10 protein-coding genes and 1 pseudogene are annotated in these 12,390 nt (G+C 36.4%); 9 read left to right on the forward strand and 2 right to left on the reverse strand.

Translation table 11 applies throughout. The features are described from left to right. Positions 1–15 precede the first annotated feature (15 nt). From ODQ17_RS01340 to ODQ17_RS01360, 5 genes are read left to right on the forward strand one after another with little or no spacing between them, the layout of a single operon-like run. Complete coding sequence (locus ODQ17_RS01340; protein WP_322901224.1) at positions 16–1,446, forward strand: ABC transporter substrate-binding protein; 1,431 nt, start codon at positions 16–18, stop codon at positions 1,444–1,446. Between the two features lie 34 nt (positions 1,447–1,480). Beyond that, positions 1,481–2,335 carry an ABC transporter permease gene (locus ODQ17_RS01345; RefSeq protein ID WP_322901226.1) on the forward strand — a complete coding sequence of 285 codons (855 nt, stop codon included), beginning with the start codon at positions 1,481–1,483 and terminating at the stop codon, positions 2,333–2,335. A 1-nt stretch (position 2,336) separates the two neighbouring features. Next, positions 2,337–3,176, forward strand: coding sequence for an ABC transporter ATP-binding protein (locus tag ODQ17_RS01350; protein ID WP_322901228.1), 840 nt, complete (start codon positions 2,337–2,339; stop codon positions 3,174–3,176). After that, positions 3,173–4,171: a HEAT repeat domain-containing protein gene (locus ODQ17_RS01355; protein WP_322901230.1), complete on the forward strand. Its 999-nt coding sequence runs from the start codon at positions 3,173–3,175 to the stop codon at positions 4,169–4,171. Before ODQ17_RS01350 ends, ODQ17_RS01355 begins: the two co-directional genes overlap by 4 nt. Beyond that, positions 4,155–4,436 (forward strand): DUF971 domain-containing protein, encoded by a 282-nt coding sequence (locus ODQ17_RS01360; protein WP_005305048.1) that lies wholly within the window; start codon positions 4,155–4,157, stop codon positions 4,434–4,436. The genes ODQ17_RS01355 and ODQ17_RS01360 overlap by 17 nt, the downstream gene beginning before the upstream one ends. Positions 4,437–4,475: 39 nt before the next feature. Here ODQ17_RS01360 and ODQ17_RS01365 read toward each other — a convergent pair whose 3' ends face one another. Then, positions 4,476–5,762 carry an MFS transporter gene (locus ODQ17_RS01365; RefSeq protein ID WP_049836597.1) on the reverse strand — a complete coding sequence of 429 codons (1,287 nt, stop codon included), beginning with the start codon at positions 5,760–5,762 and terminating at the stop codon, positions 4,476–4,478. Between the two features lie 525 nt (positions 5,763–6,287). On the opposite strand from ODQ17_RS01365, the pseudogene ODQ17_RS01370 reads away from it, so the two are divergent. Beyond that, positions 6,288–8,508 (forward strand): annotated as a pseudogene (locus ODQ17_RS01370) (TonB-dependent siderophore receptor). A gap of 55 nt (positions 8,509–8,563) precedes the next feature. Here ODQ17_RS01370 and ODQ17_RS01375 read toward each other — a convergent pair. After that, complete coding sequence (locus ODQ17_RS01375; RefSeq protein ID WP_151822111.1) at positions 8,564–9,982, reverse strand: aspartate ammonia-lyase; 1,419 nt, start codon at positions 9,980–9,982, stop codon at positions 8,564–8,566. Between the two features lie 413 nt (positions 9,983–10,395). On the opposite strand from ODQ17_RS01375, the gene ODQ17_RS01380 reads away from it, so the two are divergent. From ODQ17_RS01380 to ODQ17_RS01390, 3 genes are all read left to right on the forward strand, one after another. Next, complete coding sequence (locus tag ODQ17_RS01380; protein ID WP_005305057.1) at positions 10,396–10,578, forward strand: hypothetical protein; 183 nt, start codon at positions 10,396–10,398, stop codon at positions 10,576–10,578. A gap of 111 nt (positions 10,579–10,689) precedes the next feature. Next, positions 10,690–10,911, forward strand: coding sequence for a hypothetical protein (locus ODQ17_RS01385; protein ID WP_080645707.1), 222 nt, complete (start codon positions 10,690–10,692; stop codon positions 10,909–10,911). 545 nt (positions 10,912–11,456) lie between these two features. Then, positions 11,457–12,350: a LysR substrate-binding domain-containing protein gene (locus ODQ17_RS01390; RefSeq protein WP_322901235.1), complete on the forward strand. Its 894-nt coding sequence runs from the start codon at positions 11,457–11,459 to the stop codon at positions 12,348–12,350. The last annotated feature ends 40 nt before the right edge of the window (positions 12,351–12,390 follow it).

The following is a 12,390-nucleotide window of genomic DNA, read 5'->3' on the forward strand; positions in this document are numbered from 1 at the left end:
TTTGGAATACGCAACATGAGACAAAATAAATTGATCAATAAAAAACTATTACTCAGTAGCTTAATTGGTGCCATTGTACTTGGCACTTTGGGGTGCGGCAGTAAAACAGAAACTGTGCGTGTAGCGATTGGTACGCAAGACACCACCATTAACTGTGCAACAGGTGGGTTGCTCATTCGTGAATTGAATTTATTACCAAAATATTTACCCAAAGATGGTGAATACAAGAATGTTAAATATGACATTCAATGGAAAAACTTTACCTCTGGTGCACCACTTACCAGTGAGATGGTGGCTGGGCGTCTAGATTTGGGAGCAATGGCTGACTTTCCTGCTGTTAATAATTTAGCGGCATTTAAAAAAGCTGGAAAAGAAAGCATATTTTTAGCGCCTTTGTCAGGCAGTATTAATGGCAGCGGTAATGCGATTGTTGTTCCCATTGACTCTCAAGTAACTTCACTTAAAGAGCTAAAGGGGCAGACTATTTCTGTACCTTTTGCCTCAACTGCTCACGGACTATTATTGCGAGCAATTCAAGCTGAAGGTTGGCAACTTGATAAAGATATTAAAGTGATTGCTCAGGCGCCAGAAGTGGCGGGGCCTGCATTAAAAAGCCATAAGATTGCTGCGCATGCTGACTTCGTACCATTTGGAGAGTTATTTGCATACCAAGGTTTTGCCAAAAAAATCTATGATGGTTCTCAAGCAAAATCACCCACATTTCATGGTTCACTTGCCAGCAAGGATTATGCACAGCAGCATCCGGAAGTCATAAAAGCTTATTTACAAGCAACCGTTGAAGCAAATCGATTGATTCGCGAACAACCTGAAAAATATAGTGAATTTATTGCTGAAAAAACAGGTATTCCTGCCGAAGTGGTCTATCTCTTCCATGGTCCATTAGGTCTGCAAACTCGTGACTTAACGTGGAAACCTGAATATCGAAAAGCGACTCAAATTGCGATAGATACCTTAAAAGTTTTAGGCAAAAACGACGGTACGCTTGATGTAAATAAATTTATTGATGACCAATATATTAAGGATGCATTTCAGGCATCTGGGCTTAATTACAACCAGCAATTGGCTGACTATGCAAAATCACCTTTGGTTGCCAATGACGCTTTAACGGGCCAACCCATCAAAATATTTGATCGGGTGACTCAAATTTGGGTAAAGGGTGAAGAAAAAGTTCGTAGCTACGAAACGCCTGAGCATGCTTTTTCTGATTTAAAGAAAATACAAGCAGCTGGAAAAACGGTGCGTGTGGTTTATAGCCAAGATCATCAGTCCGACATTAAGTTACTTGCCAATCTGGCATGGTATGCCACAGATAAAGCAGGACAAATTCAGGCCTTTTTACTAAAAGATGATGCTGAAAAATGGGCTAAACAACAGGGCGGAAAAGTATATGACTTTAAAGCTATTCAGCTTGTAACACAGAGCTGATCTGTTGTCTTACCTAATGATCTGGAGGTGACAAATGAGTAGTTTAGTCCAAACAAAACCTAAAAACCAAAGTACATTTTTGGTTAAATTTTTCCAACAATTGAAGTTATATCCGGCGCATTTAAAAAACTATGCCATTGCTTTTACATCTATAGCTTTTTGGATAGTCATTTGGCAAGGACTTGCTCAGTTTAAAATAAATTTAGGTATTGTGAACTTTAGCAATGTCCCGACACCATTAGATGTCATTCATGCGTTGTGGGCTTTCTTTCAACTCAGCACTGCATTTGAACATATTGAATCTAGTGTCTTTCGCGTAGTGGTTGGTTTTGTGCTCGCGGCTTTAATTGGTGTAGGTATTGGTTTGTTAGCAGGACGTTATCAAAAACTTGCTGCATTTCTAATGCCGCCATTAGAAGTATTACGTCCAATTCCAGCAGTTGCATGGATTCCTTTAGCGATTCTGATTTTTCCATCCTCAGAAGCTTCTATGATTTTTATCACTTTTATCGGAGCTTTATTTCCAATTTTATTAAACACTGTACATGGTGTTGGTGCAGTTGACCCAAGACTCGTTGCGTCAGCGAAAAGTCTAGGTGCTTCTGATCTAGCTATCATTTATGAAGTCATTATTCCGGGTGCATTACCTAACATTATTACGGGTTTATCTATTGGAATGGGCACTTGTTGGTTCTGTTTAGTGACTGCCGAAATGATTTCGGGTCAACACGGAATTGGATACTTCACATGGGAATCTTTCACCTTGCAAAACTATAGCAATATTGTGGTTGGCATGGTGCTGATCGGAGCGTTAGGTATGTTTAGCAGTACCTTGGTACGTGTGATTGGAAACCGATTTACCCCATGGTATCAACTGAGGAAATCATAAAATGTCAATTACACAAGGCCATGTGCGTATTCAAAATCTATCGCTACATTTAGGACAAGCTAAAAATCGTTTTCAGGCATTAGATCGGGTTAATTTTGAAATACAACCGGGTGAGTTTATATGTCTACTTGGCCCATCTGGTTGCGGTAAATCTACATTATTAGGTGCTTTGGCAGGGCACTTACCGATTAGTTCTGGGACTTTAACGGTCGATAATGAATCTATACTTGAACCGCATCCAGACAGAGGTTTGGTGTTCCAGCAACATACCTTATTTCCATGGAAAAGCGTGCTTGAAAATATTGCCTTTGGTTTAAAAATGAAAGGCATTGCCAAACAAAAGCGTATTGAACAAGCTCAGAAAATGATTGATCTGGTCGGGCTTAAAGGTTTTGAGCATAAATTTCCAGCTGAACTTTCTGGTGGTATGCAGCAACGAGTTGAAATTGCGAGAGTACTAATTAATCAACCTCGCATTTTATTAATGGATGAGCCTTTTGGTGCGTTAGATGCTCAAACTCGTTTAAAAATGCAAATGCTATTACTCGAAATTTGGCAAGAAATTCAAACTTCAGTTTTATTTATTACCCACGATATTGATGAGGCACTTTTTTTAGCTGACCGAGTGTTGATTATGAGCCATCGACCAGGGCGAATTATTGAAGAAATTCCGCTTAAGTTTGAACGTCCAAGAGACGTTGAGCTTGTAATAAGTAGTGAATTTACAGCCATTAAAAAACATTGCATCCAGACTTTAAAAGAAGCTACTCAACAAGAAGAGTTAAGCCGTTTAAATCCATTAGGGCTTGGAAAGAAATCACAAATTAAGGAATACGAATGAGTTTTTATTATCAAGCTTTAGATGACCTCGATGAATATAATCAGGAATTTCTTGCACAGCTTAATCACGCAGATGAAAAGATTCGCTTTGTTGCTTTAATGAATATTGGTGATGAAGAAAATCCGGATTTACTTCCTTGGTTGCATGCAGCACTACAACACGATTCTTCAGCTTTAGTTCGTGAAGAGGCAGCAAAAAAGTTAGAAAGTTGGGAAGATCCAACCAGTTTACAAGTATTGGCTCAAGCCTTATTTGATACAGATCTGAATGTTAGACAAGCTGTCAGCCAAAGCTTAAGTGAAGTGAAAAATGCGGCATCCGCCCAGATCCTTGCGCCTTATTTAAAGCATACGAATACTTTTGCTCTTAGTACAATTTTACGTGCTTTAAAACCTTTAAGACCACAGCAATTATTCACAGAGATATCTGCTTTGGTAGATCATGAAGATGTTCTTGTGCGCCGTGAGGCAGTCAGTGCATTAAGTTGGTTACAACAGGACCAAGCGATTACGATATTGGCAAAAACTGCTGAAACAGATGTAGATGATGAGGTTCGCCGCATTGCAACAGGTGGTTTGGCTTATAGCCAGAACATATCAGCTGAGGTTATCCAAGCACTTCAACATTCTTTAACTTCGGAAAGTTGGCAACTAAGAGTTGAAGCTGCTCTTACGATTGGAAAATTACATATCGTTCAGCTTGAAACTTTCTTAATTCATGCTTTATCTGACTTATATTGGCAAGTACGTATTGCTGCAGTTCGAAGCTTAGGATTACTCAAGTCGCGTCTGGCAGTTACTCATTTGTCTGATAACTTTAATCATGAAATTAGCAATTTACGTAAAGAGGTCGCTTTAGCACTCGGTGAAATTGGCACATCAGAAGCTCAGAATCTATTAGAACAACATCAAAATGACTCCGACCCAGAAGTACGAAAAGCGATTCGTATTGGATTAAATCAAATTGGTGAGGTGAAATATGCAAGCCAGACCTGATATTCGTGTTGATACTACAAATAAACAGGTTCACTTTATCTGGACCGATGGTTTAAGCGTCTCTCTGAGTCATCAAAATTTAAGGGAAATTTGCCCATGTGGCTTTTGCCGAGCGAAGCGAATTAAGCAAATTAAAATTGAAGATCAAAATGTCGAAGTAACAGCTATGTTCGATCAAGGTTACGGTGCCCAAATTTGTTTTAGTGATGGACATGATAAAGGAATTTTCCCGTGGGCTTTTTTAAAAGAATTTGCTAAGTGCTAAAAAATGCCTTCTGCTTGGGACAGAAGGCATTTCATTTAATTAATGATCATGTTCTAAATAATCTGGTTTTTTCGGAAGTGCAAGGCTACACAAGAAACAGATAATCAGCATGACAATGACATAAATAAAGAAGGTATTTTCGATTCCGGCAGCTTTGAATTGCAAGGCTACCGAAGGTGCAGAACCGCCAAAAATAGCATTACCTACCGCATATGAAAATCCTACTCCGAGTGCGCGTACGTGAGGTGGGAACATCTCAGCTTTTACTAAGCCACTAATAGATGTATAGAAACTCAAAATCATCATCATAAAAATGAGTAGCAAGGTAATGATGATCGGCGAATCTATATAGTTAGGCATCCCAATTGCCATCACTGGATAGATAAAAATCGCAGATAATAAGCTAAATGCCAGCATTGAAGAACGTCGCCCAATACGATCCGAAATGGAACCAAATACAGGTTGAGCACACATATAGACAAATAGTGCGAAGGTCATGATATAACCAACGGTTTTTCCATCCATACCTAAATTAGTTAAATAGGTTTTTGAATAAACAGTTTCTACATAAAACGTTAATGAACCAGCAGAAGTGTAGCCGACTACCAATAAAAAAGTTTTCCAGTGCTTTTTAAAGAGCTCTCTTAAGCTACCAGACTCTTTGCGTTCACTATCTTGATGAGAAAGCGTTTCTTCTAAACGACTACGGGCAAGTAAAGATAGAATGGCCGCAATACCACCAATAATGAACGGAATACGCCATCCGCCATCAAGTAATTGTTGTTCACTTAAAAATGTTAATAAGATTACGCCAAGCAGGCTGGCAAGTAACTGGCCACCAGAAAGGGTGACATATTGGAAAGAGGAATAAAAACCACGTTGACCTTTTAAGCCTAATTCACTCATATATGTTGCTACTGCACCATATTCACCACCCACCGATAGACCTTGAAGTAAGCGTACTACCAGTAAAAGGAAAGGGGCAAATAAACCAACTTGTTCATAAGTGGGTAGGGCTGCAAATAGAAAAGAGCTCAAAGCCATTAAGCAAATTGAGACAATCATTGATTTTTTTCGACCGTGTCGGTCTGCAATGCGTCCAAATATCCAGCTACCAATAGGGCGCATAAAAAAGCTTGCTGCAAATACACCCCAAACGTAGATCGATTTGGTCGTGCTGTCCATGTCTGGTGCAGTTAGAGCCTGAGTAAAATAAGCAGCAAATACTGCATAGATATAAAAGTCGAACCATTCGACCAAATTACCTGAAGCTGCGCCTACAATCCCTCGTATTCTGCTGCTCTTTTCTTCCTTAGTATATGTCATAGATATTCCGTCAGTTAGCAGAAAAAATAGAAATTTTCAGATGTACTGAACAGGAAATAGAATGAATCTTTAAATATCACTCAATCCTGAGTACTTTCTTAGAATTCCTCTCCATTTATTTTTTATAATTTTAAACTTCCATTCTAGTGATTCTATGATCTTTTGTTCGATTTAAAGATATTTTTACCGATTATCGAACAATTCCTTAATTTAGTGAGTTGATCAATCCACCATAAACTTTATTTAAAATCAAACATCTAATTTATCAAGCATATTGATTATTGTATTCCTCCTTGGTCTAGACCTATTTCTGAGCTTAGTTTTATTTTGACTATTTGGTAATACTTAAAAAGTTATAGTCCCAATTTCAAAGAAAATAAATGAAATTTATATAATGATGATGCTTTATTACACAAAATTTACTTAATCTAAAAAATATATAATTTGTTGTTTATGGCTATTTGTAGCTGTATTCTTGCGTGGCTAAAAATATGGAAACTTTCCGATTTTTAACACACTTATATTATGCACGGTATGGGCAGGTAGTTATTCAATGGACAGACACACGCTAAATCTTCACTTCATCACATGCTCTAAAACAGCATTGGCTTCATCTATTGCACTGATGACATCTGTAGTCTACGCAAATGAAGCGGAGGTTTCGCAGCTCCCAACTATTACTGTGAACGCTACACAAAATAGTGATGCGCTATATACATCTAAAAAAGTTAATTTATCTGGTTTTCAAACAGGCGATGTAAAGAAAGTTCCTGCATCTATTACCACCATTACCTCTGAGCGCATAGCAGATCAACATGCAAAAACACTGACCGATGTTATTAAAAATGATTCATCGTTAGGAGATGGCTACGCTGCTATTGGCTACTATCCAAACTTTGTAGCACGTGGTTTTTCCCTCGATTTAGGCTCTAGTTATCTCATTAACGGCCATACCATACGTGGCGAGCAAAATGTTGCTTTAGAAAATAAAGAACAAGTTGAAATTTTAAAAGGCATTTCTGCGATTCAAAGTGGAATGTCGACACCGGGTGGTGTGGTTAACTATGTAACCAAAAGACCTGCGGATGTTAAAACTATTACGGTCGATGCAAATTCTGAAGCTGGTTATACACTAGCAACGGATGTAGGCGGCTTTTTAAATGATAATTTTGGTTATCGAATAAATTTAGCGCATGAAAGTATCCACCCAAATGTTGATCATGCAAATGGTAAGCGTGAGTTTGGTTCAGTTGCTTTAGACTGGAAAATTAATGATCGCTCTAAACTACTGTTTGACATTGAAGCTCAGCATCAAAGCCAACGCTCAGTACCGGGTTATCAACTGCTTGATGGGCAAGAAGTACCAACAAATGTAGATCAAGACCGTTTATTAGGGTATCAGTCTTGGAGTAAACCGGTTGTAAATAACAGTGTAAATGCGAGTTTAAAATATCAATATGCATTTAACGATCAATGGAATGGTAGCTTAAGTGCATCACAAAGCCGTGTTGTGATTGATGATAATAGTGCTTTCCCATGGGGATGTTATAACGATAATTGTGAATTTACTGGTTTAGGCAATACTTTTGATAAACACGGTAATTATGATATTTACGATTTCCGTAGCCCAGATGACACGCGTATTACCAACCAGTTTGCAGCTGGGTTAAATGGACAATTCAACACTGGCAACATTCAGCATCAAGTAGCTTTCGAATTACAACGTACTTATAAAACCTTAAAGCACCATACACCTCTGAATGTAGCGGTAGGGACAGGCAATATCTATGAAGATACGATTGACTACAGTCCATCATCAGAAAGTCCAGGTGATCGTTACAAAGCTCTAGAGAGTGATCAAACTGCATTTACTGTATCTGACCGAGTTCAATTTAATGATCAGTGGTCAACTTTATTGGGTGGGAAGCTTATTCATCTTGATGAGCAAGCCTATAAGTCAGATGGACAGCAAAGCCGAGATACCGATTTAAATAAGTTCTTACCGCAATTAGCGTTTATGTATAGCCCAACTGCTAAGACTAATCTTTATGCTTCATATGCCAAAGGATTATCGGATGGTGGTGAGGCACCTTGGTATACAAACAATGTCAAATACGGTACTGGGCCCCAGATATTATCACCTAGAAATTCTGAAGAATATGAACTTGGTGTTAAGCAACAAATTCGAAACTTTTTGGTAACAGCAGCTATTTTTTATTTAAAACAAGACAATCAATATAGCAAAGTAAATGCAGATGGAACTTTCGATTTTATTGAACAAGGCGAACAACACAACCAAGGTGTTGAGTTAGGTTTAACTGGCGCTTTAACCGATACAGTTGAGGTAACCTCTGGTGTTACCTATACCAAATCTCGTCTTGTTGATATTGAGAGTGAAAGCTACAAAGGGCATCAAACTCAAAATGTACCAAAAGTCCGTGCAACTGCGCAGTTATCTTATAAAGTACCTTCAGTTGAAGGGCTAAGATTACTCAGTGGTATGCAATACAGTAGCAGTAAATATGCAAACAAAGAGGGAACGGCAAAAGTAGGTGGTTATAGCGTCTTTAATATTGGTGCTGCCTATAAAACAAATTTTGCTGGGCATGACACGACCTTCAGATTCAATATTGATAACTTATTTAATAAGAAATATTGGCGTGATGTAGGGGCATTTATGGGGGATGACTATTTATTCTTAGGTAATCCACGTACAGCCCAGTTCTCTACAACTTTCAGTTTTTAAAATATAGAACAAATAAAAAAGGAGCTTATAAAAGCTCCTTTTTTATTTTCAGGAATTAAGCCGACATTTTTGGTTTAACCATATTATTAATCGACAAGATATCATCAAGCACTTGTGCTGATAATAAACCTTCATTTTGAACTAAAGCCAATACGCTTTGACCAGTTTCGTTTGCAGTTTTAGCAATACGAGTTGTAGTTTCATAACCTAGGTATGGGTTAAGTGCGGTCACAATACCAATTGAGTTTTCAACTAAAGCTTTACAATGCTCAGGGTTCGCCGTAATCGTATCAATACATTTACTTTGGAACATTGCCATCGCGTTACCAAGCAAATCCATAGATTCAAATAGTTTGAATGCAATAAGTGGCTCCATTGCATTTAACTGTAATTGACCAGCTTCAGCAGCTAAAGTTACAGCCAAATCATTTGCAATAATTTGGAAGCAAGCAAGGTTCATCGCTTCAGGAATAACAGGGTTTACTTTACCTGGCATGATCGAACTACCCGGTTGACGTGCTTCTAAGTTAATTTCATTGATACCAGTACGCGGACCACTTGAAAGTAAACGCAAGTCATTGGCAATTTTTGAAAGCTTAGTTGCGGTACGCTTTAATAAACCAGATAAAAGAACAAAGTCGCCCATATCTGAAGTTGCTTCGATTAGATCAGGTGATGATTTAATTTTCTTACCAGAAATTTTTCCAAGCGCTTGAATCGCAAGTTCACGGTAACTATATTCAGTGGTAATTCCCGTACCAATCGCCGTACCACCAAGGTTCATATAAGCTAGAACATTTGGAATGAGCGTATTAATCTGTTCAAGATCTTTTTGTAGAGTTACTGCAAAAGCACCAAACTCTTGACCTAAGGTCATAGGTACAGCATCTTGTAACTGAGTACGACCCATTTTTAAGATGTGAGCAAATTCTTGAGATTTATTACGGAAACTTAAGATTAAATTATTAAAAGGAAGGTTTAATTCATCTAAGCTTAATAACAAACCTAAGCGAATCGCAGTAGGGTACACGTCATTTGTTGACTGTGACATGTTAATGTCGTTATTAGGATGTAGATATTGATATTGACCTTTAGAATGCCCCATATATTCTAAAGCAACATTCGCCAATACTTCATTTGCATTCATATTGGTTGAAGTACCAGCACCGCCTTGCATCATATCAATCGGGAACTGGTCGTGAAAATTACCGCGAATAAGTTGATTACAACTGTATTCAATCGCTTCAAATTTAGTTTGATCTAAGCTTTTAAGATTATAGTTCGCTTCAGCACAAGCAAGTTTTACCATTGCTAATGCTTTAATTAAATGTGGGAAATTTCCAACTTTGCTTTGTGTTAAGTTAAAGTTTTCTAGAGCACGTAATGTTTGAACTCCGTAATAATCATTATTATTGATTTCTCTATAACCAATAAGATCCTTCTCAATACGGGTGGTAATTTCAGCGTTCATCATTAAACTTCGAATTAGTAGAGTAGATAATTCATATTAGATTTCGAAATGCTTCACTTCTAATGCATTTATCAAGTTAATTATGCATTTTTTGCATATCAGTTTTTTCCTTTTCTAAACCTAAAAATAAAAAAACTTTTTTATTCACAAATTATATCGAAATTTTATTTTATAAATTAATGGTTTACTTTTTAGATAAATTAAAAATAAAAAGTTCGATGATGAACTAAATGAAGATGTAATTTGAAAAAGAGTGGCATGCAAAATTTTAGACTTGTTAATTTAAGTGAAATATCAACCAATTTAATCAGGGTAATTAAATCAGAAGTGTAGCTTACCTAACAAATTTATATAAAAATGTGATGCATTTCACATAAAAGACACTATAATACGAAAAAATCTTAGTTTTTAAGTTTATGTTAAAAGTCACAGCCGCATTAATCATTTTGGGTAGTTTTACATACTATGTACTTTTTCATGGTGAAGAGAAAAGTGAGTCTAAAACTTCCCGTTTACTTAAAGACGCGGAGCAATCGATTGCTTCTGCTGAAAGTTCAGTAAACAAAGCAAATAGTATTGTACCAATATCTTATAAATAGCCACGGTTACTCAGCCTAACTATTTTATATTAACCATCAAAATATTGTTTTATCTAAATTTTATTGAAATTTAGATAAAAGACTGTATGTATAGAGACAAAATTCATGAGAATGAAGTTTATCGCCTATGATCCCAATTCTGGGGAAAAAGTAAGCTTAAAAGAGCATATCCATCACATGGATAAATACACCACTTATATCTTTTTTAGTGATGAAAAAGATAATATGGTATTCAATCCGCAGAAAAAGCAAGTTTTTGAAATTACTCAATATACAGCGAATATGATGGTTGAAATTTCAAGAAAGCTATATTATCTGATTGGTGAATATTAAAAATTTATTTCAGGTCAATCTCGGATAGATACTTTAGTAGAATAGTCAGGTTTATTTAGTTGAACTATACTGCAAATATATCTTCTGATTTGAACTAGTTGATTAGGTCAGAAAGCTTAAATCCTGAAATAATCAAATTAGCAAAATTTTAGTTTTACAGTCCGTATTCTTCCCCAAGGTGCGGACTTTTTTTTATAAAAATTAAGACATGATAAAACGATGAGGGTATTTTTGGTTTTTATTAAAGCTTAAATAGTTATTTACTTGATTTATATCAATCTTACTTTTTGATTTAAAATAATTTTTAGAATAATAATTTTATATTTGTATGAGTTGTTGCGCTAAATGAAAGTCTTTTATTCTCTTACACTCTTTTCTATGTCAGAATTATTAAATACTTACTTTTATCGTTTGGCTTTGCCATCCTTCCATCGCATTTTTGCAGGTACTCCCATGTTTTATATTTTTCATTCATCTATTCAGCTATTTATTCAGCTTCCCAAGCAGACAAATTAAGGACATAACTATAAAAAGGGAATGCAAAAATGAACTTAGAAGTACGTTGGGTAGAAGACCTTTTGACACTTGAACGAGAGCGTTCTATTTCAAAAGCAGCCGAAAAACGATTTATTAGCCAATCTGCTTTTACGCGTAGAATTCAGCAAATAGAAGAGATGATTGGAGCTGAAGTCATTATTAGAAATAATAAAAATAATATTGAATTTACAGACATCGGTCGAATTATGTTGGTCATGTCTAAAAATATTGAGAAGCAGGTAGAAGAAACAGCTAAGCTGATTAAAAACATTAAAAATGAAACCGAATCTACGATTCGTTTTTGTGTAGTCCACTCATTAGCATCGGGTTTTTTAACGACTTTTTTAAAAAAATTCCCAACGTTTATGCGTGATTTAAAAATCGAAATTGTCGCAACGAACAGTGGTGAGGGCTTATCTCTTTTAAAAGAAGGTGCCTGCGATTTTATGATTTGTTATGCAGATCGATCTAATATTAATCGTGTGGGTGATGATATTTTAAGTGGGATCAAGATTGCTGAAACAGAGATTGTTCCTGTGTCAGCTACTGAAGCAGACCATACGCCTAAGCATACAATTCAAACTAATTTTTCTTTGCTTGCTTATAGTAAACACGCTTATTTGCGAAAATTGGTAGATCAACTGATCGAAGGCAAGTTGAATTATAAAACCTTATACGAGACTGATAATGCAACGAACTTGAAAGAGCTCGTATTACAAGGTCTAGGTGTGGCATGGATTCCAAAAATTAATGTTGAGGAAGATCTTGCGAACGGAAAACTGGTCATGTTAGATCATCAAGAGTATTGCCTTCCTCAAGATATTTATATTTTTAAAAATAATTTGAGTGATAACAAATCAGTCCAGCAAATCTGGAAAGGTTTTCAAATTCAGCATGACTAAATTTTAAAAAATTTATAACGGTATGAGCTGTATTCACTAG

This window comes from Acinetobacter sp. IRS14, from assembly GCF_034650275.1.
Classification (GTDB): domain Bacteria; phylum Pseudomonadota; class Gammaproteobacteria; order Pseudomonadales; family Moraxellaceae; genus Acinetobacter; species Acinetobacter oleivorans.